At 44.5% G+C, this 25,953-nt stretch carries 27 protein-coding genes and 1 riboswitch; of the genes, 5 read left to right on the forward strand and 22 right to left on the reverse strand.

The window, feature by feature from the left end; translation table 11 throughout:
* Positions 1-108 precede the first annotated feature (108 nt).
* Entirely contained in the window at positions 109-1,293 is a 1,185-nt protein-coding gene (locus tag ACWQAU_RS13190; protein WP_027821657.1) for a DUF2325 domain-containing protein, read from the forward strand.
* Positions 1,294-1,456: 163 nt separating this feature from the next.
* Here ACWQAU_RS13190 and ade read toward each other — a convergent pair whose 3' ends face one another.
* Entirely contained in the window at positions 1,457-3,148 is a 1,692-nt protein-coding gene (gene ade / locus ACWQAU_RS13195) for an adenine deaminase (protein ID WP_003645562.1), read from the reverse strand.
* 77 nt (positions 3,149-3,225) lie between these two features.
* Positions 3,226-3,324, reverse strand: a riboswitch (purine riboswitch).
* Between the two features lie 451 nt (positions 3,325-3,775).
* Between ade and ACWQAU_RS13200 the strand changes: the two genes are divergently transcribed.
* Positions 3,776-4,876 (forward strand): SIS domain-containing protein, encoded by a 1,101-nt coding sequence (locus ACWQAU_RS13200; RefSeq protein ID WP_027821656.1) that lies wholly within the window; start codon positions 3,776-3,778, stop codon positions 4,874-4,876.
* A gap of 60 nt (positions 4,877-4,936) precedes the next feature.
* Here the strand turns inward: ACWQAU_RS13200 and ACWQAU_RS13205 are convergent, their stop codons facing one another.
* From ACWQAU_RS13205 to ACWQAU_RS13220, 4 genes are all read right to left on the reverse strand, one after another.
* Positions 4,937-5,242: a hypothetical protein gene (locus tag ACWQAU_RS13205; protein WP_013355995.1), complete on the reverse strand. Its 306-nt coding sequence runs from the start codon at positions 5,240-5,242 to the stop codon at positions 4,937-4,939.
* Positions 5,243-5,280: 38 nt separating this feature from the next.
* A complete protein-coding gene (gene nhaC / locus ACWQAU_RS13210) occupies positions 5,281-6,705 on the reverse strand; it encodes a Na+/H+ antiporter NhaC (RefSeq protein ID WP_003643500.1) in 1,425 nt (474 codons plus the stop codon).
* A gap of 434 nt (positions 6,706-7,139) precedes the next feature.
* Positions 7,140-8,522 (reverse strand): amino acid permease, encoded by a 1,383-nt coding sequence (locus tag ACWQAU_RS13215; protein ID WP_027821655.1) that lies wholly within the window; start codon positions 8,520-8,522, stop codon positions 7,140-7,142.
* Between the two features lie 287 nt (positions 8,523-8,809).
* A complete protein-coding gene (locus ACWQAU_RS13220; protein ID WP_003642952.1) occupies positions 8,810-9,724 on the reverse strand; it encodes an alpha/beta hydrolase in 915 nt (304 codons plus the stop codon).
* A gap of 189 nt (positions 9,725-9,913) precedes the next feature.
* Here ACWQAU_RS13220 and ACWQAU_RS13225 point away from each other — a divergent pair, with 189 nt between their 5' ends.
* The gene (locus ACWQAU_RS13225; RefSeq protein WP_003642953.1) at positions 9,914-10,414 is read left to right on the forward strand and encodes a phosphatidylglycerophosphatase A family protein; all 501 of its coding nucleotides are present in this window, start codon (positions 9,914-9,916) and stop codon (positions 10,412-10,414) included.
* A gap of 204 nt (positions 10,415-10,618) precedes the next feature.
* Here ACWQAU_RS13225 and ACWQAU_RS13230 read toward each other — a convergent pair whose 3' ends face one another.
* The 11 genes from ACWQAU_RS13230 to ACWQAU_RS13280 all read right to left on the reverse strand — a co-directional run bounded on the left by ACWQAU_RS13230 (position 10,619) and on the right by ACWQAU_RS13280 (position 17,300).
* Positions 10,619-11,479 carry an NmrA family NAD(P)-binding protein gene (locus tag ACWQAU_RS13230; protein WP_003642954.1) on the reverse strand — a complete coding sequence of 287 codons (861 nt, stop codon included), beginning with the start codon at positions 11,477-11,479 and terminating at the stop codon, positions 10,619-10,621.
* 4 nt (positions 11,480-11,483) lie between these two features.
* The gene (locus ACWQAU_RS13235; protein WP_003643503.1) at positions 11,484-11,903 is read right to left on the reverse strand and encodes a MarR family winged helix-turn-helix transcriptional regulator; all 420 of its coding nucleotides are present in this window, start codon (positions 11,901-11,903) and stop codon (positions 11,484-11,486) included.
* Between the two features lie 170 nt (positions 11,904-12,073).
* A complete protein-coding gene (locus ACWQAU_RS13240) occupies positions 12,074-12,478 on the reverse strand; it encodes a Spx/MgsR family RNA polymerase-binding regulatory protein (RefSeq protein WP_003643504.1) in 405 nt (134 codons plus the stop codon).
* 207 nt (positions 12,479-12,685) lie between these two features.
* Entirely contained in the window at positions 12,686-13,060 is a 375-nt protein-coding gene (locus ACWQAU_RS13245; protein WP_003643505.1) for a DUF488 domain-containing protein, read from the reverse strand.
* Between the two features lie 269 nt (positions 13,061-13,329).
* Positions 13,330-13,653 (reverse strand): hypothetical protein, encoded by a 324-nt coding sequence (locus ACWQAU_RS13250; protein WP_003642958.1) that lies wholly within the window; start codon positions 13,651-13,653, stop codon positions 13,330-13,332.
* Between the two features lie 89 nt (positions 13,654-13,742).
* On the reverse strand, positions 13,743-14,843 hold the full coding sequence (mutY, locus tag ACWQAU_RS13255) for an A/G-specific adenine glycosylase (protein ID WP_003643506.1): 1,101 nt from the start codon (positions 14,841-14,843) through the stop codon (positions 13,743-13,745).
* 67 nt (positions 14,844-14,910) lie between these two features.
* Complete coding sequence (locus tag ACWQAU_RS13260) at positions 14,911-15,276, reverse strand: hypothetical protein (protein WP_003642960.1); 366 nt, start codon at positions 15,274-15,276, stop codon at positions 14,911-14,913.
* Between the two features lie 34 nt (positions 15,277-15,310).
* Complete coding sequence (locus ACWQAU_RS13265) at positions 15,311-15,817, reverse strand: putative immunity protein (protein WP_003643507.1); 507 nt, start codon at positions 15,815-15,817, stop codon at positions 15,311-15,313.
* A gap of 232 nt (positions 15,818-16,049) precedes the next feature.
* A complete protein-coding gene (locus tag ACWQAU_RS13270; RefSeq protein WP_003643508.1) occupies positions 16,050-16,493 on the reverse strand; it encodes an Hsp20/alpha crystallin family protein in 444 nt (147 codons plus the stop codon).
* Positions 16,494-16,588: 95 nt separating this feature from the next.
* Positions 16,589-16,945, reverse strand: a complete 357-nt coding sequence (locus ACWQAU_RS13275) for a hypothetical protein (protein WP_003642963.1) — start codon at positions 16,943-16,945, stop codon at positions 16,589-16,591.
* Positions 16,946-17,156: 211 nt separating this feature from the next.
* Positions 17,157-17,300 (reverse strand): hypothetical protein, encoded by a 144-nt coding sequence (locus ACWQAU_RS13280; RefSeq protein WP_003642964.1) that lies wholly within the window; start codon positions 17,298-17,300, stop codon positions 17,157-17,159.
* Between the two features lie 164 nt (positions 17,301-17,464).
* On the opposite strand from ACWQAU_RS13280, the gene ACWQAU_RS13285 reads away from it, so the two are divergent.
* Positions 17,465-18,103, forward strand: a complete 639-nt coding sequence (locus ACWQAU_RS13285; protein WP_003642965.1) for an SDR family oxidoreductase — start codon at positions 17,465-17,467, stop codon at positions 18,101-18,103.
* 326 nt (positions 18,104-18,429) lie between these two features.
* On the forward strand, positions 18,430-18,888 hold the full coding sequence (locus tag ACWQAU_RS13290; protein WP_003642966.1) for a GNAT family N-acetyltransferase: 459 nt from the start codon (positions 18,430-18,432) through the stop codon (positions 18,886-18,888).
* A 186-nt stretch (positions 18,889-19,074) separates the two neighbouring features.
* Here the strand turns inward: ACWQAU_RS13290 and ACWQAU_RS13295 are convergent, their stop codons facing one another.
* The 6 genes from ACWQAU_RS13295 to ACWQAU_RS13320 all read right to left on the reverse strand — a co-directional run bounded on the left by ACWQAU_RS13295 (position 19,075) and on the right by ACWQAU_RS13320 (position 25,919).
* Positions 19,075-19,983 (reverse strand): DMT family transporter, encoded by a 909-nt coding sequence (locus ACWQAU_RS13295; protein ID WP_011102124.1) that lies wholly within the window; start codon positions 19,981-19,983, stop codon positions 19,075-19,077.
* 385 nt (positions 19,984-20,368) lie between these two features.
* Positions 20,369-21,067, reverse strand: coding sequence for a VIT1/CCC1 transporter family protein (locus ACWQAU_RS13300; RefSeq protein ID WP_003642968.1), 699 nt, complete (start codon positions 21,065-21,067; stop codon positions 20,369-20,371).
* A gap of 25 nt (positions 21,068-21,092) precedes the next feature.
* The gene (locus ACWQAU_RS13305) at positions 21,093-21,770 is read right to left on the reverse strand and encodes a VIT1/CCC1 transporter family protein (protein ID WP_003642969.1); all 678 of its coding nucleotides are present in this window, start codon (positions 21,768-21,770) and stop codon (positions 21,093-21,095) included.
* A 278-nt stretch (positions 21,771-22,048) separates the two neighbouring features.
* Positions 22,049-23,035: a choloylglycine hydrolase family protein gene (locus ACWQAU_RS13310; RefSeq protein WP_003643511.1), complete on the reverse strand. Its 987-nt coding sequence runs from the start codon at positions 23,033-23,035 to the stop codon at positions 22,049-22,051.
* A gap of 96 nt (positions 23,036-23,131) precedes the next feature.
* Entirely contained in the window at positions 23,132-25,171 is a 2,040-nt protein-coding gene (locus ACWQAU_RS13315) for a heavy metal translocating P-type ATPase (RefSeq protein ID WP_003642971.1), read from the reverse strand.
* 319 nt (positions 25,172-25,490) lie between these two features.
* A complete protein-coding gene (locus tag ACWQAU_RS13320) occupies positions 25,491-25,919 on the reverse strand; it encodes a CopY/TcrY family copper transport repressor (RefSeq protein WP_003643512.1) in 429 nt (142 codons plus the stop codon).
* Between the last annotated feature and the right edge of the window lie 34 nt (positions 25,920-25,953).

Here is a 25,953-nt window from a genome sequence, read left to right on the forward strand (position 1 = left end):
ACATACATATCGTTGGTTATGACCTGACCCTGTACCAAATATCTTTTTGGTCAGCACAGAACCATGTCTGCGCTGACCAATTTACTAAATAATAACGGAGGTCCTAATTTGAAAAAATATCGCGATTATCGTACCGCCATTGCCCGAACATTGACCATGATTCAACCTACCGATGAAGGCCTCGCCAAGGGTGCCAAAGCGATTCAGGAAATCTTAAACCTGGCGCTTGATCCTGATACCATCGTAGATTCGGATAATACACGCATAGCTAGACTAGCCACTAGTAACGCACACAATGAGACCAGCGGCCACGCTACGCAAGCAAACGCGGAAGATTCATCATCATCCGTCAAAACAACTTCTGCACAATCCAATGGGCAAACAATCATGCAAGTAAAGCGCGATTTAAAGGGTTTTGATTTAGTCGACCCCAATGATCCGACCGTCACACCACGCTACCACTACGATGAAATTTTGGCCCGACAACTGGTGATTCACCACGATGATCAGGTCCTGTTAGAACAAAATTTACGGCAACATCGACAACCTTATATTGATAAAATCGTTAGTCACGCTACTACAGCGGATCCGATTACTGTCGCAACATTTTTCGTTGTTCATTATCAAGACACCGATGATACTTATCACATCGAACAAGATTATAACGGCACAACCTTATCGTCGCTCAATCCGGCAATAAACGATGTTACGTTCACTAGTCAAGAAGCGCAGTATCAGCGCATCAGTAATGGTCAATTAGTCGACCTAGCTTGGTATAAGGAGCGGCCTGAGAAGGTGGTTATTCGTTACGTTCATCATAGCTCGAGTCAACCGACCTCGAATAAAGCAGCCAAACCAGCTAAAAAGGCCACTATCCACACAACCACCGTGCCAGTGACGCTGCGCACCTTAGACTTTGATCTGCACGAAAAAACAGTTGCCATCGTCATGGGCGACGTTGGTACGCGCCGAACACAGATCACGCAACTCATTGATGAGCACAACGGGCACACCTTATTGATTGATGCTTTTAAACACAGTAATAGCACCAACTTCTATTACCGGCAAATCGGTCAAGCAGACCTCGTGGTCATGATTCAGAATCAGAATAAACACGCCACTTCCAAAACACTGAATAAAGCTGTCAAGCATTACGGTATTAAAATGACGATTGCTGATGGCGGCGGGCTGCAGCAGATTGAACGAGCCGTTTACCGCGGAATCGCTGATCTTCCCGCTTATGAGAGTGGCAATCCCATTAGCTACCCCCGCATTAATGACGCTTCACAGTAGCAGCCATTTAGCCCATTAAAACCACAGTAAAAGCCCCGCAGCAGCTAACTAAAACGTTTAGCTATTGCGGGGCTTTAAACATATTTCGGCACAAGCCTTAAACTACATCGTTGTTCAGTAGCAGACACATCATAGCCTAATTTCAATCACCGAACGATTGTACTTAAACTGTTTGGCGCTGGTTATCCTGAATCGCAACTGGAATAAAGTCAAAGGTCGCGTAATCGAATAACCCCCGTGCCGTTAACTTCAACGTTGGAATCACGGGTAATGTCAAAAACGATAGCGTAATGAACGGATCAAAGCTAAGTGGCCGCTCGCTAATGACCTCATACGCTCGTTTAAGTTCGGCCAACTGTTCAGCAACTTTTTGATAGCTCGCTGCAGACAGCAAGCCCCCAATGGCAAGCGGCATGGTCGCTAGCACTTGTTCATTGTCAACGACCGCAATTCCCCCGTTATCTTGGGTAATCTGGGCTACCGCCCGTAAGATTGCGGCATCCGACGTTCCGACCGCAACAATATTATGAGCATCATGTGCCACCGTACCAGCGATAGCTCCCTGTTTAAGTGCGAAGCCATGAACTAAGCCGACGCCCACCTTGCCCGTGTTATGATGGCGCTCAATGACAACCATTTTGAGAATATCACGTTGGCAATCCGCTTCAAAATTCTGCGTTGCATCAATCGGGAGTGTTAAGTGATCCGTCTCGATATGGTTCGGCTGCACACCAATTACATTTGCCAACCCGGTCGCTAGTGGTAATTGGAAGTCGGCTAGTTGTGCATGGTGCTGAACACGCGTTGCAGTAAACGGCAATGGTTTTGTCGTGCTTGGTAATATCCACTGTCCCCGCTTCATCGTCCGCGCAATCCTAACGTGTTCGAGATCATCTAAGACCACTAAATCTGCCAACTGCCCGGCTGACAGACTACCCCGATCACTTAAACGATGCGCCATCGCGCCGTTGAGACTAGCCAATGTGTAGGCTAGTTCAGGACGCATCCCGCTCTGCATAGCTAGGCGCACGTTATAATCGATCGACCCTTCTGTGAGCAAGTCACTAATCGTCTTATCATCCGTACAAAAAGCAAACCGGCTAGCATTAGCTTCGGTCACTGCACCAATCGTCGGCAAAACATCGCGTTCAACCGTCCCTTCACGCAAGAAAACAGCCATACCAGCCCGCACACGATCCTGTGCTTCCGCCACTGTCATACATTCATGATCAGTATCCAGTCCCGCATTGCGCATCACATTGAGCTGATGCGCATTCAAACCGGCAGCGTGACCATCCGCATGATAGCCATACGCATAGGCATCACTAATTTTAGCCAGGGTGTCAGTATCACCACGCGCAACGGCCCCATAGTCCATTACTTCCGCCAGTCCCCGAACCTCCGACTGTTGGTAAAGTGGGCGCAAGTCAGCAGCATGTAGCGTTGCCCCGTTATCATCAAAGGGAACACACGGTACCGATGACGGTAGCATAAAACAGACATCTAGTGGTGTTTGGCGCGCATCATCAATTAGGTACTGAATGCCAGCAATACCCGCAACATTGGCAAGTTCATGTGGATCAGTCGCAATTGTCGTGACGCCGTGCTGTAGTAAGACTTTTCCCAACTCGCTAGGTGCCACCATCGAACTCTCCATATGCACATGTGCATCGATCATGCCGGGAACGATCCACTGACCGGTCGCATCGACATGCTGGGCCGCTATGTACGGCTCGTCACGCAAGTTACTAATAATCCGGCCGTGATCGATCCACAAACTGGTGGCTTCAAATTCACGGGTATAAACGTTTAACACTTGTGCACCAGTAATCACCATTTCAACTGTCTTCGTCATCGTTATTTTCTCCTCACTAGTCAGTCTGCCTACGGAGAAAGCAAACGGGTCCACACGGCAAATTAAGCAGTGTAGACCCGTCGACTCAATTCGCTTATAGTCCAGTGTTTACGGCACTGGGTAGAAACTCGCCATCCATATCATGGCATTATATAGGCAATTAGTTGTATTGATAAATTGTTCCTTACTTTACCAGCCTTTTCAGTTACATGCAAGCCCTAATTATCATAAATGATTGGTACAATGAACTTAGAACTAGACATGAATATTCACCTAAATCAATGTCGGGTCTGCCACAAACAGCGCTGGCATTTTAAATGAACGGCATACGATTTGCGACAAGGTCCCTTACTGGTGACGCCATCTAACCAGAATGCTGATTAGGATGTTGTTCTGCGTACATTGAAACGCAACATGTTCCGATAATGGCAAGCCCGTGAATAAAACCGTCGGCCGTTAAGTCGTCTTTTATAATGATTTGCGAGCAGTCGCCTTTGATTTAAAGCGGACCCACTACGATTAATCAACAGTCATATTTTTAAACATTCTTTTGCTGACTATAAGTTCATTTACGTTTACAATAAAGCTAAATTAATATTAATATACATAACTATTTTTTAGGAGCTGATGATTTTGATGATGATGAATAATCCGACCATGCTCTCATACATTCGTCGGGAACAGCCAGTACTAGAGCGGTTGTTAACCAATTATCCCAAACAGATTACGGCGGCCTTGACTGCCACCCCTGATCATCCACAACACTGGTTGATCCTCGCAACTGGTTCAAGACTCAACGCCGCCAACACCGCCCGCTTATACATGCAAAAGACGGCCGCCCTCCAAGTGACCATTGCTGCGGCCGACCTCTACGTCACTTATGAGGAAGCTGATCCCAGTGTCGATGTTGTTATCGGGATTTCTCTAAAAGATGATGATCCAACCATGCAAGCGGCAATCGAAAAAGCCCACACGGCCAGTCAAGCTCATGTCATTATCGTGACTAATCAAAAATCGACTGCTCTGACCGCAATGGCCGATGCAACTTGTGACTTACTAACTGGCAAAGAATCAGTGCCCTATATTACACTAAGCTTTCAAGCCATCGTGCTCACTTTAATGTTGCTTGCCGTCCGCAGTGCTGCCCTTCAAGCACGGTTAACCGAATTAGCAGTCAATCAAGAATTAGACGAGTTCAGTTTTCCGATTGAAAGCATGAATCCAACTGTTCAACGGGCGAACGACTTCTACCGTAAGTTCACTATTGATTTCACTAACGCCCCTCAATTTACAGCTATCGGTGCTAACGTCCTAGCTGGAACACTAACTGAAATGCAAGCCAAATTCACCGAAATCCTCCGGGTACCAACGCATGGTTACTCATTAGCCTCATTTACCCACGGTGGCTTTATGGGGACGCATGAAGATCACTGTCAGTTCTATCTTGAAATCAATACAGACCCGGCTGTCATGACCCAATTACAGGCCGTCAAGACGTACGAATCGCGATTAACGCCCCACATTTATACCATCAGTCTCACTGGTGACCAACCGACCGTCAATGATGATCAAACCCTCCAGCTCGAAGCCGTTGCTGATCCGTATAAAGCCCCACTACTTGCGATTATCCCGTTCCAAGTCTTAGCTTGGTTCATTGCCAAATCACGCGGGATCAATTTGAACCATCCCATGTACGCAGATTTTCAAGCGGCTACTAAACTCAAGTAAAGATTACTAAATCAACGCAAAATGACCAGTATCGATATTCTTCGATACTGGTCATTTTAATTAATGCTCGTTTTCCGTAACTGCGTAATACCGAATTCTCTTATGTTGACGCTGTGCATAGCCAATTTCTTGCCTAGTCCGCTCACCAATGTAGCCAGCAACATTAATGACCACTACTTCATCTGCCAAGTCGATTTTTTTCAAATGTGTCTGGCGTAAATTCTGAAGCTCAATCGGTGTTAATACTTCATCACTGAAAGCTGGCTTTAAAACAATAACACCTTGTTTACTCAGAGCCAGCTCAACCGTTTCAAATACTGCCGCATATTTTCTAGACCCACATAAAGTAACTATTTTAACAGCCATTCGTCAACCTTCCCTAAAGTGAACTGATCGACCAACGATTAAACTTCCGTCGCAGTCACATGCTTAGTTTTCACTGCAGTTCGCTGATTCAAGTGCGCCATACCAACACCAGTGAAACCGCTGATTACCGAGATAACTGGACAAAGTAAACTGAAGAAAACAAACGGTAAGTATTGGACGGTTGGTACTCCCAGCGTCGTCGTCAGGAAGACGCCGCCAACGCCCCACGGGACTAGGTAATTGATCACCGTACCGCCATCTTCAAGGACCCGCCCCAGTGCATTTCCGGATAAGCCACCATCATTGAATGCCTGGCGAAAAGCGCGCCCTGGTAAGATAATCGAAAGAAATTGTTCACCAACAAACACGTTGACACCAATACAAGTTAATACACCCGCCAATACTAACTTGCCATCGCTATTCAAGTGCTTAGCAACCGGGGTCATAATTTGATTGATCAGTCCAAACTTGACCAACAATCCTCCTAAGGATAGCGTAACCACAATTAACGCGACCATACTCATCATGCTGACGATTCCGCCCCGTGAAAGCAACGTATCAACACTCGTATTCCCCGTCTTCGAAACAAATCCCGTGTTAATAATGGCGGTTAACTTCGCCAGTGATAACTCAGGCTGTTCAAATAGAATCAAGCCCGCCGAAATAAAAATATTTAAAAGCATCGTTGGAATGGCTGGCATTTTAAACCCGGCACAAATGAAGACTAAGACGATTGGTAACAATGCCAAGGCTGAGATACTGAAATGACCATTTAAAACCGCAACTGTTTGATTGATCTTGGCTAAGCTTGTCTCCGTATTACTGTGCCCCAGCATAGCAAACAAGCCTAATGAAATGAGCCCGGCCGGTAGCGTGCTCCATAAGATATGCTTAATGTGCGTAAAAAGATCAGTATCCACTACGGCTGAAGCTAAATTATTGGTTTCTGATAATGGTGATAATTTATCGCCGAAGATTCCACCACTGATAATTGCACCGGCAACTAAGGCTGGATTCAGATTCATGGTCACGCCCATGCCGAAAAAGGCAATTCCGACCGTCGATGTTACCGTAAAGGCACTGCCGACCGCCGCACCGACTAGGGTACAAACAATAAAGACTGATGGCAAAAACCACTGAATATTAATAATTTTGAATCCAATCACCATGAGCGTAGGAATCGTTCCCGCCGCAATCCAAGTTGAAATCATCGCACCAATGAGAATAAAGATGAAGATTGGCACGATCCCTTTATCAATGCCCTCTTTAATCCCAGCATTAACTGCTGACCATGGAAAACCGCGCAACATCGCCCAAGCAGTGACAACGCCCATTGCGAGTAATACGGGAACTTGGGGCGATAATCCCCAACCAATCACACCCGCACTCATAATTCCGAGGACGACCAGTAAGACAATGACTGCTTCTAAGGTACTAATTTGTGGTGCTTTTGTTTTGTTCATAATTTATTACCCCTTCGATTGATAAAATTCCAGTGACGCATATTCATCATCAAAATTTTAATATCGTGCAATCCCACCACAGCGTTGATTTGTCATTATTCTCATCCTCTTCATCAAAAAAATCGTCCCCATTGTTCATATGAACAACAGGGACGATTAGACTAGTCGCGGTACCACCCAGGTTGCGGATTATTGACACTTAATCCACCACTCACTAGAAGATAACGGTTCTAGTTATTATCCGTTCAGTCGAAACTCGGTTACCGTATTTCAATCATAGTAGCTGACCGGTTCGCAGCAACCACCGGCTTCCTGACACCTACCACTATGTCTACTTGATGTAACGTTATCGTACAGTTATTAACTTGTGATTAACAATACCACCATCTTTTATCATCGTCAAGCCATTTTATAATATAATTCTCATTTTAAGATTACGACCGTGTTACAGCTCGCAAGCGCGCTTGGTGGGCAAAAGTGATGCCACCAAATAGTAACGTCCAAATAATCGCACCGATTGCACCGACAATATCAGCTTGAATGAAGAATAGACTGGCAAAAATGAGAACAAAAAAGGCAATCGTCAGTGGGCTCGTGATTCGGTACGCCGGCATCTTAAACCCATCCGCCAGATAGTCATTAGATAGCCGGTACTTCCGGTGGGCCAGCATCGCCAGCGTGTAAACAATCAGGTACATATCACTAGAGATCCCGGTCACGACGGTAAAAACTGCCGTCGTTGCAGCACTTAAACTCATGATGGGGGTCACTAGCACTAGTACCGCGGACAACACGATTGCTGCTGCCGGCACACCACTTTTCGAAATCTGACCAAAGATTTGGTGCATGCGACTCGTAACTGGCATTTCAGTGGCTAGCTGATAGAAGTGACGTCCAGCTGAGAACAAACAACTATTTAGCGATGAGGCTGCCGACGTTAAGACGACAAAGTTAATGATGGCGGCCGCTGCTGGGTATCCTGCCAACTTGAAGACTTGCACAAACGGACTGCTATCGGGTGACAGTGATGTCCACGGAATAATGCCCATAATGACAATTAACGCACCAATATAAAACAACAAGATCCGCAACAAAGTTTCATTGACCGCCTTTTTGATAACGCGGTGAGGGTTCTTGGCCTCACCAATCGTTATACTGACAAATTCAATGCCCTGAAAAGCAAAGAAGGCCATTGGAAATGCCGAGATAAAGTTAGCTATCCCATTGGGAAAGACCTGATAATTATGGAACAAATTGCCGATTGAAGCCTGGCCTAATGGGGTTGGGTGATGTCCCACCATCATGAAAATACCAGTGACAATCAGTGCAATGATTGCGACGATCTTAATCATCGCAAACCAGAACTCTGCTTCGCCAAATAACCGTGCAGCCGTTAAATTAACGCCCGCCAAAATTAACAGGAAGCTAATCTCAATTAGCCAGGCGGGGACATTTGGTAACCAAAATTTGACATACGTTGCCGTAGCCGTCAGCTCAGCCATACAGACAAAAATCAAACCGATCCAATAGGTCCACCCTGTAAAATGACCAACACTCGGTCCCAAATAGCGGGAAATAAACGCCACGAATGTGTGTTGGGTAGGATCAGAATAGAACATCTCACCAATTGCCCGCATCATTAAAAAGAAGAAGAAGCCCAACACCAAGTACACCCACATGACTGACGGTCCCGTCTTTGAAATCGTACTCCCTGAACCAAGAAATAATCCTGTCCCAATCGTGCCACCAATTGCAATCATTTGGACATGCCGGTTACTAAGCGCCCGGATTGTGCCATCAGCATTAGTTATTTTCATAAGACCCCTCCACAAATTTTAATGACTTTGTTGTTAAATCTTAATGTTGTGTCATTATAGCACGCTCTAACTTTCACTTAATTGCGATTTTTAACTATCAACCCCTGTTTTTAACGACGAATAGGTCGCAATACTTTGTTTTCTAAAGCTGTCTTCCTTATCGAAAACGTCACCAAAGCTGTAGTTGCTGCGTTTGACCGCCTAATTTGGCGCTACAAAAAAAGCCGCCCGAGTATTTACTCGAACGACCTCATTTATTTAATGCACCCATCCTGACACAATAACACTTACCACAAAAAGGCAATCATCTTGTGAGCGACACTTGGATTCTGATTCAACGCGCAATGCGCCGCCTGTTCCCCACTGTAGAAAGCTTCTTGATACTGTGCTAATTTTCCGCGCAACAAGTACCGAATTGAGCGCGCTGAAGCGACACCCACAAAACCATCATTGTTATACCCCGTGTTTGTATCTCCATAGACATTGAGTAGTTTCACGTTGTCTGGAAAATTGTGGCGATACTTGAGCATTTCTGAAAAATGCTTCGTGAAACGACTTGGTTTAACATCCAAGCGCCGGACCGTTGCTTCCGTCTGCGTGCTCAGAAACCCGGTCAGGCCATCGAACGGTCCGCCAATCGTCACGATTTTATTCAACGTTGGTAAGCGTTTGTCATGCCCATACTTCAATGCCTGATTGACAATATCATTGGCCCCGAGGGAATGACCAACCGCATTATAAGCTTTGACGCCATACTTCGCTTTTAGTTGGACTAAGACTTGGTGTAACCAATAGATCTGGGCTTTTTGTGAGGCGTGATTATCTTGAAAAACAACTTGAACCATCGGATTCTTGATTGACTTTTGCCAATAACCCTTAAAGGCCATCACACCATTCTTGTACACGTGCACCACTAACGCTTTTTGGGCAGCCCCCGCTTTTTCGGCTTTACGAATCAGATAGTTCGTCGAATACGCCCCACCATTGTAGCCATGTAAAAAGACCGTCGCTGTCTTTGACTGGTCATATTGATTCTTTAATATTCGTGCAGAACGCGGTGTCAATTGACTCGTTACTTTCGTAATCTTGGTATCATGATTCCGGGCCCCAACTAAAATCACAGCCGCACCGATAACAAAAACAATCAATAACAATTGAATCACCGTTCGCCAACGTTTCATCAAAATTATCTTACCCTTCATTATGTTTAACAGTCTTATTTTACGCGTTTCAATTAAAATAACCAGTCATCGTTTTCAACAATCGCCTTTTTAACCCGCACCAACGAATATTGAACCCAAATCATATTCTTTAGCCACTCATCTCGTTATAATGGACTTACTAGGTTAAATAACTAACCTACTCAAATTGTTTATTTCTGGAGGGTAACTATGGAAAAACCAACGTTTAAATATCCTGATAAGGCTGCGTATGAGTTCGTCATTCAAGCCTTAGCCGCAAAAGGGATTACTTATCATGAAATTGCGCATATCACTTATAACTTACAAACAAAATACGTCCCTAACTTAACGATCGAAGAGTGCGAAATGGAGACGCAAGAAGTACTGCACAAGCGCGAACTATTGAACAATGCGATGGTTGCGTTAGAACTCGACCGACTTGCCACAGAAGGCCAGCTAAACGAGCCGCTCCAATCTATCATTGCCAGTGACGCCGGCGTCTTCGGTGTTGATGAAGGCTTAGCACTTAATATGGCGAATATTTACGGCACCATCGGCGTCACTAATTATGGTTACGTGGATAAAGTTAAAGAAGGCGTCATTAAGAAGTTAGATACTGATAAGTCAGGCGTTGTTAACACGTTTATTGATGACCTAGTTGGTGCGATTGCTGCGGCCGTTGCGGCTAAAATTGCACATAAGTATGCCTAAGCATTGTATTTGCTAGTCGTTATCGCTTATAAAAATCAGCAGGCATCCTACTTCAATGCCTGTTTGCTTGAATTAGCTAGTCTGTACTGGATATGTCCGCTAAAAAACAGTTACCTCAAAATGAGGTAACTGTTTTTTTGTTGACCATGCTCACCACTGAATTAACCCACAACTGTCAAATGACATGTCTACTCCTCGACCTAACTACTGTAACTGATCCGCATAATCTCGTAAGTAAGTTGTCATCGTATGCGGAGCGTGACCCAGCACTTTTTCAGCCGTATCGGTCACGCGTTTAGCGTTGCCCAACTGGGTAATCAAATACAGCATTACCATGACATTAACATAGTCCTTCTTGATTCCCCGCTTCAACATCACGCGGCGAAACCGCCATAAGCTCGGTCGATGATACGTTACCGGGTGACCAAAGGATTCAGTCATTAGCGCCGCAATTTGCTGATAAGTCAACGCTTCTGGACCAGTCACAGTCAATTTCTGTTGTAAATATTGTGTATCTAGTAACGCCACGCCCGCAATCTCACCAATATCACGTGTATCAATAAAACTCGTCTTCGACCGCCCGGCTGGGATAAACAAATCGTGATTTTGCTGAATGTCGACGCGATGCGTGGTATTCAAATTTTGCATAAAGAAGCTCGGTCGAATGAATGTGTACGGTAACTGTAACTGTTCAATCATCTGCTCGATTTGATGATGTGGCGTCATTGGATTATGCTCAACACCCATCAACGAAACAAATACGACCTGTTCAATGTGGTGTGCTTGTAAGCATTTGAGAAAGGGCCACATATCTTGCTTGGGTTTAGCAAGTTGTGGTGGCCGCACGAAAAACACCTTTTGGATTCCCCGTAACGCCGCATCAAAGGTCGTCTCGTCTAAAAAATCAAAACGTCGAATTTCGACGTTCGGATACGCAGCCAATAGTTGCTCGTCTTTATGTAAGTTGTGGGCACCAGCAACAACTTGCACCCCCACCTGTTGATCTAGATATTGAATTAACGGTAAGCCAATATTTCCCGTCCCACCTATCACCAGTATTTTCATTTTATTAATTGCTCCCTAGTTTTTTTAACAGTTGTCTTAAAGACTGTTTTTCAGCAGCCGTCAATTTCTGAAGCCCCGTCGCAACAACCTGATCGCTAATACGCTGGCCGGCCTGCAATTCTTGTATGCCAACTTGGGTCAAGCGTAGTAGCTTTGCTCGCTGGTCCGCTGGATTAACTTCCTGTTCAACCAATCGCTTGGCAGCTAAGCGTCGAAGAATTCCTGACATCGTCGGCCGGTCCATATCGAGAACGTGGCACAGCTGGTTGGCAGTCGGCTGTTGCGCCGTTCTTTCGACCCAAAGACTGATTTGTTGCATCACAGCCCATTGTTGAATCGTCAATCCGTTAGCAATTAGCCGTTGATTTAGCTGATAACGTAACTGTTTGGAAAACTGCATTAGTAAATAACCAATATTATCCATTTCATCCTCCACTATTTAGTTAGTATACTAACTAAATAGCTGTAATTTGTCAATTTACACACAAAACAGCACCGCTTAACTGTGCCAATCAGTTTATACTGGCAAGTAAGTAGTACTGTTTTATAATGTTTCGCCCCAAAAACACGGCATCAACTCATAAGCCGATCATTTTAAGCCATCTGATGTTCTGACATTGCTTGCATCTTGAGTACGCGCTGTTCACGTGGAATAAACATCCGAATCTCATCTTGGTTAAAGCCGCACAGAAGTCGGTGATCGTCAAAAATAATTGGTCGCCGCAATAATTGCGGTGTTTGGCTTAATACCCGAACAGCTTCGCTTAATGGCATATCTTCAATCGGTGTCGTCTTACTCAGTTGGTGATAAGCATTGGACTTAGTACTGATCAAATCATCAATGCCATTGTACGTGTACTGTAGCAGGTGCTTGATTTCAGTCTCCGTTAACGGCTGTGCATTCATATTACGTTCATGAAACGGGATCCGGTGTTCGAGTAACCACCGGTGGGCCTTGCGACAACTTGCGGTACTTGGTAACACACATAAGTTTATCATAAAATTATCCCCAATCTTGCTTGCCTAACAATGCAGCCCCCATTATTGTGCACTGTAATAGTTGACGTCATTAATTAACAACATAATCATAGCAAAATTCGCAGCTAATTGCTAGCGTTTTCAAAAAATAATTAAAATAATTTGATGGGCGCAGTTTATTGCAGGCCTAATCCCAATTTCATCTATACCAATATTACGCAATTTATATTAAGCGGTTGGTAATTGACCACTATCCTTCAGGTAATCACGCAGTACCACTGCCTGATTATGTTGTTCGTCCTTGGCACCGAACAATAAGATCACATTCGTCTTCGTCAGTTGTTCAGCAACTTGACTAATAAAGCTGGCCGTCAGGGGATTCTCATCCAATTCAGCCCGGTAACGATCGACAAATTCGGGATATTTCGCCGGTTCATGATTGAACCACTTACGTAACGTGGTCGATGGGCCAATTTCCTTTACCCAATTGTCCAACTGAGCGTTAACCTTCGAAATACCCCGGGGCCACAAGCGATCTACCAACACCCGATAACCATCCGTATCAACTGGTTTCGTGTAAATCCGTTCTAATTTTAATTGCATAATGAACACTCCTCCTATCGTACGCTGCGGTAAACAATCTATGACCATTTACAATAACCTATCACATTTCATGACCATAAGTTGACTCCATTATAACGCAGGTGCCGGTATCGTTAAATCGAACCAACACTTTCCCGCAACCACATATTGATCAGACCTCATGACAGCCACTATCATCAATTCAGCACAAAAAAATCAGGTCCCACGAATGGCCCTGATTTTCATCACAATGAGTTGACTAACATCTTATCATGATTATGACAATTACGTTAGCCTTCACCGATCACAACTTCAACTTGGCCCCTTTTCGGCACAAAGTTAATGTTATAAATCGGTTCCCGCAATACCTTTTCATATTCTTCTAAGACATCTTGTGGCAATGGCGTATGGGCGGCCAATGCGCGCATTAAGTCATCGACCGAATAAACATCTTCCATGTTAATAAAGATCCGCATATTTCCCACAACATCATTCAATAATTCTGTCAAAATCGCATTGGGCTTACCGTTACCATCTGTAACAACCACTTGATTACTGTCGACTTCTTTATGGTCTATCTTTGTTAACTTAACGATATCAAATACATTTAACATGCGCGACCCTCCGTCACAATATTGATTTGCTATATTCTACCACAACCATAGCACATCTGGAGGGTGAAAAGTATTTAATGTTGACTGAATTAATCAATTGAATAGCGTGCAAAAATTTTTTCTTGAACCTTAGGCATTGGAAGTTTCTGCCGCTCAATCAACGTAAAGGTCTGACCAGCAAAGTAGGCTAAGTCACTTAACCCAACTTGACCACTCAAACCTTGAATGGTCCACTTCTGATGCGTAAACGTATGGGTCACAGGCCGCCCGGTCAGATAATGGGCCGTTAGCTGGAGCTGATATTCACGTTTAAAATAATTTTCTACCGCCGTAACTAGTTCTTCAGGTTGGTAATCATCATCTAAGTCTAAATCTGCAATCGGAATCAAGGGAACCGTCCATAAATTAGCCAACATCCCGTTACTCGGTCGCTTCGTCATCAACCACTGATCCTGCATCTTAGCTAATACCGCCACGTAAGCAACCGGCTTGGGCCGCGGTTTCTTCGTCTTGACCGGATAGGCTAACTCATCCCCATCCAAATAAGCCTGATTAAAGCGTTTGACCGGCGAATGGGCCGTATCTGGTTGCCGCGCTGTCATGTAGCTTGAACCGAGGTCCATAATCGCCTGGTTAAAATCTCCAGGTCGCTCTTGTGAAATAATCTGACTGATTACCCGTTCAAAAACAGCGCGGGTCTGGGGCTTCGCAATATCCGCATCAATCTTGAGCAACCGGCTAAAGACGCGATAGGCATTACCATCCACAGCTGGAACTGGTTCATTGAACGCAATGCTGGCAATCGCTCCTGCAGTGTACGGGCCAATCCCAATCAACTCCGTCAGCTCAGCGGCAGTTTGAGGCCACTGTCCATCGTAATCGGTTAACAATTGTTTGGCACACCGTTGCATATTGCGGACACGTGAATAATAACCCAGGCCCTCCCACGCCTTTAACAACTGTGACTCAGGTGCGGCAGCTAGGTCCGCTACCGTTGGAAAAAGTGCCATAAAGCGCTGATAATAAGGAATCACAGTTTGAACCTGCGTCTGCTGTAACATAATTTCAGAGACCCAGACGTGGTAAGGCTCATGGTCATGTCGCCATGGTAAATCGCGGCCTTCGTGATCAAACCAATCTAATAGCGTCGTCTGAAAATCTTTAATTGTTGCCGCATCCCATTCAATCATTACTAACCCTCCAAAAAAGGCCACGAGGCTTCGTCTATCCGAAGTTCGTGACCACCTTATTTACAAATTAATCCAAAGTGTTAGCCAAATCTACGAGTGTTTTTTCGTAGTGATCCGTCACACTTTCATCCTGGAAATCGGCATTGAAAACGGCCAATGTCAAATACTCGGGGTATTTTAAGATGACCGCTGCCAGCCGCTTATTAATATCTGGATATTTTTGATCTTCATTATTCAAAATATCCAGACTCGCTTGGTAACAAACATTGGCTAAAAACAAATAATCCACAAAATAATTAAATCCTGGTTCGTTTTTTAATTCAAAATGCGCCTTCACGTCCACTGTTTCCGAAATATTCGTTAAATACTTCGTTACAATTTCTTGATACTGACGTAACAACTCCGCCTTTGCTTCTGCATGTACCGTTGCCATAAAATATCCCCACCTAATTTAATCTCTGTGAAGATTATAGCATACGGCGTAACCCCTGCTGAATGTTAGCTGCTAATCCAGCTAACTGATCGTACTGCCACTGACGCTCGGCAGTGACCGCAACCATGTCATTTGGTTGCGTTAAATTAACCAATTTAATTGCTTGGTCCGAGGCCCGCAGCGCATTTTCATCCGCATCTGCGGAAGCTACGGCCCAGCGAACGCAGTCCAGTGCCGCCGCACCAATGGAACTCGTCGTCGTTGCACTTAACTTAGTCAATCGTGCCAGTGCCTGCCGTACCTGGTAGCCACTAACAAGATTAACTTGCCACAATTCATTAGCATCAATTGCGAGTCGCAATTGTCGATCATATTTCTGTTGGTTATCAACATACTGCAAGGCTTTCTTGGCGATAATTAACGCCCATTTAGCCAATTGTTGTTGTGAGAGTTCACCAGTCAAAGCTTCGATTTGAGCCCGTATTCCAGGGTCATCGTCAATCTCAATCTTAGGGTGACTCGGTCTAAAACCTTCCGTCATCACGCATTCCTACTTTCTTACAAATCCGACAACAAACATATCCTATCATTATCAATATTCAGTTCAATTGATATATCGATAGGATTAAATTGTACCAGAAATCCAGCAAAGATGTGAGTATCTGACTCCAGATTTCATCAAAAATTTACAAATTTTTGTAACCGTTTCATCCGCTATAAATACAATAAAAAGACGCCCTACCACCAATCGCGGCAAGTCGTCATATAAACCATTACTGAATTTCAATATGATGGGTATCCGCAGCTGCCTTCTTTGGCAAAGTTAACTGCAACACACCATTTTCATATCGTGCTTCGATCTTGTCAACATCAACGTCGGGTAAAGAATATTGCCGGCCAAAGCGACCAGTTTGACGTTCACTCGCGATAATATTACCATCTTTATCGCTTTCATCACTAATACTATCGCGTTTTACAGCAATCGATAATGTGCCATCCCGATACTTCAAGGCAATATTCTGTTTATCGATTCCAGGAATATCGACTTTCATCGTGTACTGATCGTCATTTTCTTTAATATCAGTCTTTAGGACCGACCCATGACTACCAGCATTTAAGAATGTCCGACCGAATCCATTAACCAAATCGTCCATCTTAGTCCAGTCATTCAACCGATCAAATAAATCATTGTGCCAATTCATCATATCGTTAGCCATTATGAAATCACCCTTTCAATTTGTTTACATCATTAATAATAAGCACTTTCATCAAGATTGCAACAATTTAGCACTCTCCGTATCAGAGTGCTAAATCACTCCACTTGATATGCCCGCATATCAACTGGGATCACCCTGACCATTTTATGTGGCGTGATTGTTAGTTGCTGGGTCGTCATCTTCGTAGGCCAGCGAGACTGCGGGCGATCAGCTAATTCCAAACCGACCAACATTCTGATTCGATCCAGAATATCAGGCACCCCAAATACATTATTACCCTGATTAAATGAAGTTTGGAGCATATTAATGGCAACCTGTAAGCGCTGATTATGGAAGCTAAAGGTTACTGGCACGTACACCAGATCAGTAGACGATAATTGCTCTTGTGCCAACGTCTTATCAAGCTGCGCCATAAACGCTGTAAATTGATCCATTTGCGTCACCCCCATCATTAATTACCGCTATTATACTGCAAGACTGATGTGACAGCTATTCAAATGGATGGCTGTCATAGCATTGCTAACAACCGACCATCAGTCTCCGTGCCAACTGCAATTTTGCTCGAACCAGTCAATCATCACCAGGCGATCCCGTGCACTCATTTTGGACAAAATAAAAGGGCGCGACCAATGTCTCGCCCTAACTGAAGAATCACGCTAATTATTAGTTATTAGATAACTTTTTAGCATCTTCATCGATCGTTTCGAAACCGGAAACGCCACTCTTCTTCTTTGGATGCTTTGCACGTTCTTCTTCGGCTTTTTGAATCATAGCCTTTTTTTGTTCCTTGCTAAGCTTTTGTGCCATGATTATCGCCTCTTTTATCTTGGACAGCGAAGTACAACTTCGCTACATGTTCATTATAAGTCTAAATTCAAAAAGTGGCACAAATTTGCTTAACTTTTTTGAAACTGCTTACTTGAATTCTGTAATAATTAAGTTTACAGTTAAGATGTTCAGGAGGGGATTATATGACAAATGTATTGATCTTAGGGGCTGCGGGCCAAATTGCTCGTTTAGCCGAACAGCAATTTTTAGCCAACACAACTGATAATTTGACACTTTACTTACGTAATAGTAGCCGGGTCGCAGACCAACAATCTGACCGGGTGACGATTATCGATGGTGACACGACTGATGAAGCCAAATTAACCCAGGCGATGACGGGACAAGATGTCGTTTATGCTAATTTGGCTGGTCAAAACATCAAGCAGCAGGCTGAAACAGTGTTAAAAGCCATGCATACCAGCGGCCTCAAACGGCTCATTTGGATCTCAACTTTAGGGATCTATGACGAAGTTCCCGGCAAGTTCGGTCAATGGAACAACGCAACGTTGGGTAGTTACCTGACGCGCTACTACGCCGCGGCTGAAGTCCTAGAAAATTCCGATCTCGACTACACAATCATTCGCCCTGCGTGGTTGACTAATAAGGACGAAATCGACTACGAAATAACCCAGCGACACGATCCGTTTAAGGGAACTGAAGTTTCTCGTAAGAGCATTGCGGCACTCGTCGTTAAATTAACCCAAGATCCCACAAGTAACATTCGCACGTCTTTAGGCGTTAACAAACCTAATACCGATGGTGACAAACCTGCTTGGTATTAATTAATTACCAGGCCGTCAAAAAAACAATTTAAAGATCAACCAGAATCACCACAATAGGCAATGCGTGGTGGTTCTTTTATTATCCATCAAATTATGAGAAAAATGATAATATCTAGACAGTTAACTAACGATGACTGATAATCAAGCTATCAATTCACTGGTATAACCAGCAATCCGTTCTCATGTTTTTTTCATCAAAAGCAATACCTGTAACCATTGATAAATCGCGGGTCTTTGCAATTGACGGTCAAAAATACAAGTGTTAAATTATAGACTCAATTTGAAAATAACTGGCGATATTCTTCAGTTTTCAAGGAGGCTTTCACTTGAATTTGAAATGGTACGTTAAGCAATTTAATGGTCTAACCACCACCCAACTGCACGATATTTATCAACTTCGTGCCAAGACCTTTATTAAAGAACAAGATCGGTCTTACCAAGACCCTGATGATACTGACTTGGACGCGCGTCACGTCTTCGCCTACGATCAGGGGCAACTCGTCGCTTATGCACGAATTTACGAACATGCTGGGGTCGTTTCGTTCGGCCGGATAACGACTGACAGTTGCTATCGTGGGACGGGCCTTGGCAAGCAACTCATGAATCACGTCATGGCAATTCTTAAAGTGCATTACAGCGCCGCCACCATTGAAATCGATGCCCAAACGCACGCCCAGAAGTTTTACGAGAAGTTCGGATTGATTGCGGAAGGTCAGCCTTATATTGACCTAGGTGCCGAAGTTATTAAAATGCACGCCCCCGCCCGGAAACTGGTGTTGGCGTAGCACAACTTACCAACCATCGTCCCCCAAGATAACTTTAATCTACTCAAATTATGATTAAAGCTGCGCATCAGAATGTTAAAATTCTGACACGCAGCTTTTATTTTTGGTCATTTCACAAATGGTCAAGTCCTGCTGAGCCCTTATTCAAGGGCCCTAACTAAACAAAAATGATAACTATCATTACAACTAATCACTAGCCGGATCACTCCGATACTGCTGCAAGATATAAATCGCGACAATCACCAATAACGAGCCGAGGATTTCGACCCATGTCACTTGTAAGCCTAAGAAAATAATACTTAGTACAAAAGTCACTACTGGTTGGACGGCATCAACAATACTGACCACCGCAGACGGCGCGTACTGTAGACTATGTAGCAACGATAAGAAAGCAAAAATCGTCCCGATTAAAACGATGGCGCCAATTGAAGTCACTAGCGTTGGTGTAATTTTTGGTGCACCGATCCAAATTGGGTGATATAAATTAAATAGGATTCCCGCAATCAATGTCCCCCAACCAAGAATCACGACCGGTGAATTTTCGGCTACAATCTTTCGCGGCAAGACTACGTACAAGGCCGCTGTTACCCCCGAAAGGATTCCCCAGACGAGTGCATCCATCGGAATCGCCAACTCATGAATATTACCCTTAGTGATTGCTAAAAACACCCCCAACAAGGAGACCGCAAACGCAATTAAATCAGTCCGTAAAGGCAGTTCCCGTTTAAACAGCAACGTTCCTAGTACAATAAACAAAGGACTTAAGTATTGTAAAATAGTGGCGGCAGCGGCTGTTCCGCGCTCAATACTGATGTAAAAAGTATACATATTCGCCATCAATCCCACTGTCGCGTATGCCACTAATTGTCCAACCGACGCCCAAGATCTAAAGACTTTGAAGATTTTGGTACCCTGTTGCACAAATCCAATCGCTAACAGAATGATTCCAGCAGATAACGTCCTTACAGATAAGAACCAATCAGCCGGGATGGCTTGGTTTTGTGATACGAACTGCATCACTGTACCTGAGACTCCCCACAGGGTCGAGGCCAACATCGCCCACATGATGCCCTTCATATAACGGTTAGTTGTCATATTTTTCAATTTCGCTCTACCTCAATTTAATTAATGGCAATATTATACCGAGACTTAATTAAAACTCACTGAAAATCGAGCGTTGTTTTTTAGGAAGATTCAGTAATCTTTATCATAATCAAGTTCTATCATCTATAAGCAACGATAAATCCGAACTTTTATTACTAATTGTGCGCAATTACACGGAAACCGCCCTCAACTAAATAGCACTGGGGCGGGTAACTACAGTAATTGCCCGCCCCAGTGCTATTTAAGTTCGTACCGATCCTAACAATTTGCGCCCATACTGATGCCGTTTCCAGCACACCGTACTTCAAGTGCCGTTTGGTCAGCTATTGTTTCACTGTTGACAATCCCTAGTCCGAACTGACCAGGACAGAAGTGCTTAAAAGAGCGTCCCAACGTAGTAGTGAATGAACATCGTCACGATCCCAACGAGCACGTTGCGAATCACCGCCGTCTTCACATTGCCCTTACCTAATACGGCCGATAAATATCCTGTTAAGGCCACGGCAACGGACACCGCGATAATTGTTGCCGGCCACTGCCAATGAGCCGGTGCAAACGTCATCGCGAGCAACGGGAAGACGCCTCCTGCTGACGCTGAGAATAGCGATGCAAACGCTGCATCCCAAGGATTCATATAGTGTCCTAGTTGCATATCATATTTGATGCTGACAACGGTTGCCAATGGTTTTTTAGTTAATAAATCGCGTGCAATCGCCATCGCCGTCTCTTCCGTTACGCCAAGAGTCATATAGTGGCGTTGAACAGCATGCAATTCACCCTCAAAATCCGTCTTCAGCAATTGCCGCTCCTTTTCAACCACGGCTTTTTCAGTATCCTTCTGCGTGCTGACCGAAGCATATTCTCCTGACGCCATCGAAAAAGCACAGGCTAATAAATCAGATAATCCAGCAATAAAAATCGTGAACTGATTAGTCGTGGCGGCCGCCACACTAAACAGCACCCCCACAACGGTTAAAATACCATCATTAGAACCTAAGACACCTGCTCGTAATGAGTTTAACTTCTCATCCATCGTTTGTTTGGTCTTCTCAGACTTTGTCCTTGTCAGTTGCATAAGCTCGCTCCCCTTGACCCTTTAATTAAGCAAATAAGTGACCAATAAAGTACGTTACGATCATCGTCAATAACCCGGCAACGACGTTACGAACCATTCCACGCCGACGATTAGCATTACCCAGCATCGCCGCTACGTATCCCGTAATCATTAATGCAATTCCGACAGCCAACACCGTTGCTAACACCTTCACCCGTGGTGGGAAAAAGGTGATCGAAACTAATGGCAAAATTGAGCCAGTGGGAAAAGCAATCATCGACGCAATACCAGCCGCATACGGACTGATGAACTGGTTCGGATTGAAACCATAGCGCTCACGCACCGTCGTAGTCAGCGCATCTTCCGCCATCATTTCCCGGGTTGCTTGTTGCGCCAACGGTTTACTGATTCCTTGATTGACATATTTTTGTACGACTAGCGACGCTTCTGCTTCATAATCATCGGCAAGTGCTGCCTTCTGCTTAGTAATCGCCATTTTTTGTGAATCTTTTTGCGTATTCACGGAGACGTATTCACCCATGGCCATTGAAATCGTCCCAGCCAACATCCCGGCTAGTCCAGATATTAAAATCGAAAAACTATTGGTGGTTGCCCCCGCAACGCCAACAACAATGCCGGCAACTGATAGAATTCCATCATTCGCTCCCATGACACTTGCTCGCAAAATATTAACCCGCTGTGCCAAAGACATCCTTTTTTTCATGTTTGCCGCCTCCGTAAATACTTTATAATCATTATTACCTAGTAAATATTATATCTTTCAGAAAGAAAATGCAAGGCTTATTTGTAATCATTATCGAGTATAAGTTATGTATCCCTAAACTATAATATAGTGTACCACCATTTAATTATTAAAGTTAATTTGAATAATTATTATAGGTCATTGAAAGTGCTATTCTGCCTAGAATCAAAAAAAGCAGCACCGTTAGCATTTTATGCTAACGGTGCTGCTTTCATATTTTGACCCTAATATATTCCAACTTAGTTTGCTAACCGGAACTGTTGGGTTGTCTTTAATTCAAATTCAGTCGGTTGCGCGGCCGTCATTAAAGCTGGTGTCAATTCGACCCGCGTAATCGTCTGATCCGCGTATGGTTGCATGTAAAATGCTGGTTCATTCATGCTCATATAGGCGCGGTACTGGGTATAATCTGGCGTCCCGTTATCTTGCATCTTAACGCCCTTAGGAATCTCCACTGAGTTCAGCATGTGTGATAATGCGTTGACAGCTTCTGCATCAGTCGTTACTGCATCCGTATGTTCACGCATGAAGACCGTCCGAACGAAGCGTGCAACTGACGTATAGTCACCAGGCATTCCCAACGCCCCAGTTCCAGGACCGAAAGGATTCACCGTCATGTCACCGTATTGACGACTAGGATGAGGGCCGGGTTGTAAGTTGACGTAATTACTCAAATTCTTGAGATGCCATTCAAAATCTGGTGTGTTCGTCATGACGCCCACCGGATTCTTCATGTAGTGAACACCGTCATTTTCCAATTCTAAGACGTAAGTAGAACCACTCTTGTCACTAATGATCCAGTGTAGTGGTACCACAATATTCAATAGTGGTGCGGCGGCTTCCATCACGTTCAAGTCAGCAATCCGTTCGCCTAATTCAGCGGTGCTCTTCACGTTTCCTAAAATCCACATTAAAACTTCGTGGGGTGCCAAGTTAACCTTGCCAGCCTTAGTCTGCTGAGTAAAGTGAGCTTGTCCCGAGAAATAGAGTGCAGCAGCACTGACCCCGTGCTCATTGACACCATCGACAAAGATATAGCCATTTAAGTCACGGCCCGTTCCAACAAAGCTATACGGGCTATCAAAACCGTCCGCATTGGTAACACTGTCAAAATGGTGATTCCGTGGGATTGCCACTGGTCGACCACCAAGTTCAAAAGCAAAGTCCATGGTGCGTGCTAAAAACTGATCACCCGCCGTGGTTTGAATCGTTAAACTAGTACACATGGGTTTCACATCCTTGATTTAAATACTATTATTCTAGCATCTAAACCCATTATAAACACACATTTGCACAAATTAATTTACGCCAATCAGTTTATCTTAGTCTTTTAATCGTAACGTCATCGCATTAATTGCCACGATTACCGTGCTTAATGACATCACTACCGCACCAAACATCGGGTTCAAAATAAAGCCGAGTGGTGCGAGAATACCAGCAGCCAAGGGGATTGTGATGACATTGTATCCAGCACCCCACCATAAATTTTGCGCCATCTTCCGGGTCGTTCGCCGGGCCAGAGCCAAGAAATCGACCACATCATTTGGATTACTCTTAACGAGAACGATATCAGCAGAATCAATAGCAACGTCAGTCCCAGACCCAATGGCAACGCCAATATCTGCCCGGGCCAGACTAGGGGCATCGTTAACACCATCGCCAATCATCATAACGTGGCTACCATCAGCCTGATACTGTTGAACGAGCTTAGCCTTATCTTCAGGCAATAAACCCGCATGCACTTCTGTAATTCCGAGCTGCTTAGCAACGACTTGGGCGCTCTGCGGATTATCACCGGTTAGCATTACTGGGGTAATGTTTTGGGCCTTCAAACTATCGATCAAGTTCTTGGCTTCCGGCTTGATCTGGTCACCCTGAGCGACAAAACCTAAGACTGTCTGCTCCTGAATCAAAAAACTGACTGAGTTACCGGCACTTGCCAGTCGATTGAACGTTTGCTGGTCATAGGCTAAATTTTGTTTATCCAAGTAAGCTGCCGAAACGATCTGATACGTCTGCCCATCAATCGTGCCGCTTAACCCGACACCAGTAATCTGATGAACATCCTGACTAACCTTAGGGGTTAACTGATGTTCCTTAGCGGCAGCAAGAATTCCGACAGCTAAGGGATGACTAGAGCCATTTTCCAAACCGGCCATCATCGCCAAGACTGCGTCCGCAGTTAGCCGGTCGGCGCTACTTTGATAATCAGCGACCTTAAAGTTACCAGCTGTCAATGTCCCGGTCTTATCCATCAACGCGTAGTTCAACTTTTTGACTTGTTCCATCGCATCCCGATTACGAATCAGTAACCCGTGGCTGGCCGCAATCGCCGTACTCCGTGCCACTACCAATGGAATTGCCAATCCTAAAGCGTGAGGACAAGCAATCACGAGCACTGTCACCGCAATTGATAGTGCTAACGCCAGATTGCCCACGAGTAACCAGACGATAAAGGCAACGATTGCAACGGTCAAGGCAGCGTAGAACAAGAGTCCGGCCACTTTATCCGCCATATTTTCTTGCGACGATTTGGCCGCCTGTGCGTCACTGACTAACTTCATGACTTGGGCTAAGTATCCGGATTCACCAGTCCCGGTGACTTTCATCTCAAACGTCCCATCACCATTGACTGAACCACCCACAACTTGATCCTTAGCGCGTTTTTCAACTAACTTAGCTTCACCAGTAACCATCGCTTCATTCACACTAGTCGCACCATTTAACACTGTGCCGTCAGCTGGAATTTGTTCACCAGCCCGGACCTGAACTTGATCACCATTAGCTAGATCAGCAATTGCCACGTCATGGACCTGCCCATCAACTAACTTATGTGCCGTACTTGGTAACAGTTTTGCTAGTTTATCTACCGCCGATCCCGCATTCATGACCGTATTCATCTCGATCCAGTGGCCTAACAACATGATGACGATCAAAGTCGCTAGTTCCCAGAAGAAATCGGTCACCATTGGTTTTGCATTTAACAAGTCATTGGCAACCACAGCATAGATACTGTAAACGTACGCCACACTGATACCCATTGTAATCAACGTCATCATGGCAGGCTTATGATTTTTGACCTCCGCCTTGGCACCGCTGAAAAACGGTTGCCCACCGTATAGAAACAGGATTGTGCCTAAAATTGCGACGATATAATCGGACCATGGCCGAAAAACGATTTGAAATGGTAAATTGACCCCCATCATCGGACTCATAATGATAATCGGAATCGTCAGAACTAACGCTACCCAAAACTTCAACTTGAGATTGCCCATGTGCATCATCTCACCGTTACCCATATCCATATCGCCCATGTCATTTGAATCATGGTGCGCCATGTGTTGCATATCCATGTCTTTCATAATAGCGACCTCCCCTAGTCGGATTGTCTACATCTGTAATTTATGGCTAAAGTTTACGATTGTAGACGATAAAAGTCAAGAAAAACACTTTCTTGACTTTTTGTCGCCATTCATCTGTTTCCTGAGTATCCTATCTTGAAAGTAAGTCCCTTCCATTAGACGCACTATAACTGATGGTTCCGATTAAGGCCTGCACGAATGCCCCATGATCAGTTAGCCAAGTATCTTTAAAATCATTCTCCTCAAAAAATGTCATGTTCAGATTAAGAAAATCCAAACATGACACTCAGTGTTACTTCAATATTCGTTTATAACCACATTAACACCGCGTCCCCGGCACACAATCGCAGTCCACCATTTCTGGCGCATCCTTGGCTTTTTCAGCCAATACTGCCTGTAAGGCGGCGATATCCGTTTGACTCAATTCCGTTTGGTTAACAAGGTCCACCAGCGTTTGACCAACGCGCATCTGACATAAATGACCGAAGAGGGTGTCCACGGCTTCATCCATCGATGGCTGTTCCTCAACCATTGGATAATAATTGAACGCTCGACCATTCTTTTCAGCACGTAATGCACCTTTTTTGACGAGCCGTCCAAGCAGTGTCTTGACCGTTGCTGTCTTCCATCCCATCTTATCCGCCATGATTTCAGCGACCTGACTACTCGTGACATTGCCCAACGTCCAAGCAACCCGCATGACTTCCCATTCGGCATCACTGATTTCAATTTTAGTTTGTGCTTCCAATGGTTTGACCACCCTTCGAATTAAATTAACTGTA

The organism is Lactiplantibacillus sp. 3062 (assembly GCF_055413545.1).

Bases quoted from the DNA above. Each gene is read 5' to 3' on its own strand.
- ACWQAU_RS13240 (WP_003643504.1), bottom strand. From the start codon at position 12,478: ATGATAAACTTATGTGTGTTACCAAGTACCGCAAGTTGTCGCAAGGCC.
- ACWQAU_RS13205 (WP_013355995.1), bottom strand. From the start codon at position 5,242: ATGGCTGTTAAAATAGTTACTTTATGTGGGTCTAGAAAATATGCGGCA.
- ACWQAU_RS13295 (WP_011102124.1), bottom strand. From the start codon at position 19,983: ATGACAACTAACCGTTATATGAAGGGCATCATGTGGGCGATGTTGGCC.
- ACWQAU_RS13305 (WP_003642969.1), bottom strand. From the start codon at position 21,770: ATGAAAAAAAGGATGTCTTTGGCACAGCGGGTTAATATTTTGCGAGCA.
- ACWQAU_RS13230 (WP_003642954.1), bottom strand. From the start codon at position 11,479: ATGAAAATACTGGTGATAGGTGGGACGGGAAATATTGGCTTACCGTTA.
- mutY (WP_003643506.1), bottom strand. From the start codon at position 14,843: ATGATTGAATGGGATGCGGCAACAATTAAAGATTTTCAGACGACGCTA.
- ACWQAU_RS13245 (WP_003643505.1), bottom strand. From the start codon at position 13,060: ATGCAATTAAAATTAGAACGGATTTACACGAAACCAGTTGATACGGAT.
- ACWQAU_RS13260 (WP_003642960.1), bottom strand. From the start codon at position 15,276: ATGGCAACGGTACATGCAGAAGCAAAGGCGGAGTTGTTACGTCAGTAT.
- ACWQAU_RS13215 (WP_027821655.1), bottom strand. From the start codon at position 8,522: ATGAAAATAACTAATGCTGATGGCACAATCCGGGCGCTTAGTAACCGG.
- ACWQAU_RS13265 (WP_003643507.1), bottom strand. From the start codon at position 15,817: ATGACGGAAGGTTTTAGACCGAGTCACCCTAAGATTGAGATTGACGAT.
- ACWQAU_RS13280 (WP_003642964.1), bottom strand. From the start codon at position 17,300: ATGGCACAAAAGCTTAGCAAGGAACAAAAAAAGGCTATGATTCAAAAA.
- ACWQAU_RS13200 (WP_027821656.1), top strand. From the start codon at position 3,776: ATGATTTTGATGATGATGAATAATCCGACCATGCTCTCATACATTCGT.
- nhaC (WP_003643500.1), bottom strand. From the start codon at position 6,705: ATGAACAAAACAAAAGCACCACAAATTAGTACCTTAGAAGCAGTCATT.
- ACWQAU_RS13250 (WP_003642958.1), bottom strand. From the start codon at position 13,653: ATGTTAAATGTATTTGATATCGTTAAGTTAACAAAGATAGACCATAAA.
- ACWQAU_RS13275 (WP_003642963.1), bottom strand. From the start codon at position 16,945: ATGATGGGGGTGACGCAAATGGATCAATTTACAGCGTTTATGGCGCAG.
- ACWQAU_RS13285 (WP_003642965.1), top strand. From the start codon at position 17,465: ATGACAAATGTATTGATCTTAGGGGCTGCGGGCCAAATTGCTCGTTTA.
- ade (WP_003645562.1), bottom strand. From the start codon at position 3,148: ATGACGAAGACAGTTGAAATGGTGATTACTGGTGCACAAGTGTTAAAC.
- ACWQAU_RS13315 (WP_003642971.1), bottom strand. From the start codon at position 25,171: ATGAAAGACATGGATATGCAACACATGGCGCACCATGATTCAAATGAC.
- ACWQAU_RS13310 (WP_003643511.1), bottom strand. From the start codon at position 23,035: ATGTGTACTAGTTTAACGATTCAAACCACGGCGGGTGATCAGTTTTTA.
- ACWQAU_RS13270 (WP_003643508.1), bottom strand. From the start codon at position 16,493: ATGGCTAACGATATGATGAATTGGCACAATGATTTATTTGATCGGTTG.
- ACWQAU_RS13220 (WP_003642952.1), bottom strand. From the start codon at position 9,724: ATGAAGGGTAAGATAATTTTGATGAAACGTTGGCGAACGGTGATTCAA.
- ACWQAU_RS13300 (WP_003642968.1), bottom strand. From the start codon at position 21,067: ATGCAACTGACAAGGACAAAGTCTGAGAAGACCAAACAAACGATGGAT.
- ACWQAU_RS13235 (WP_003643503.1), bottom strand. From the start codon at position 11,903: ATGGATAATATTGGTTATTTACTAATGCAGTTTTCCAAACAGTTACGT.
- ACWQAU_RS13225 (WP_003642953.1), top strand. From the start codon at position 9,914: ATGGAAAAACCAACGTTTAAATATCCTGATAAGGCTGCGTATGAGTTC.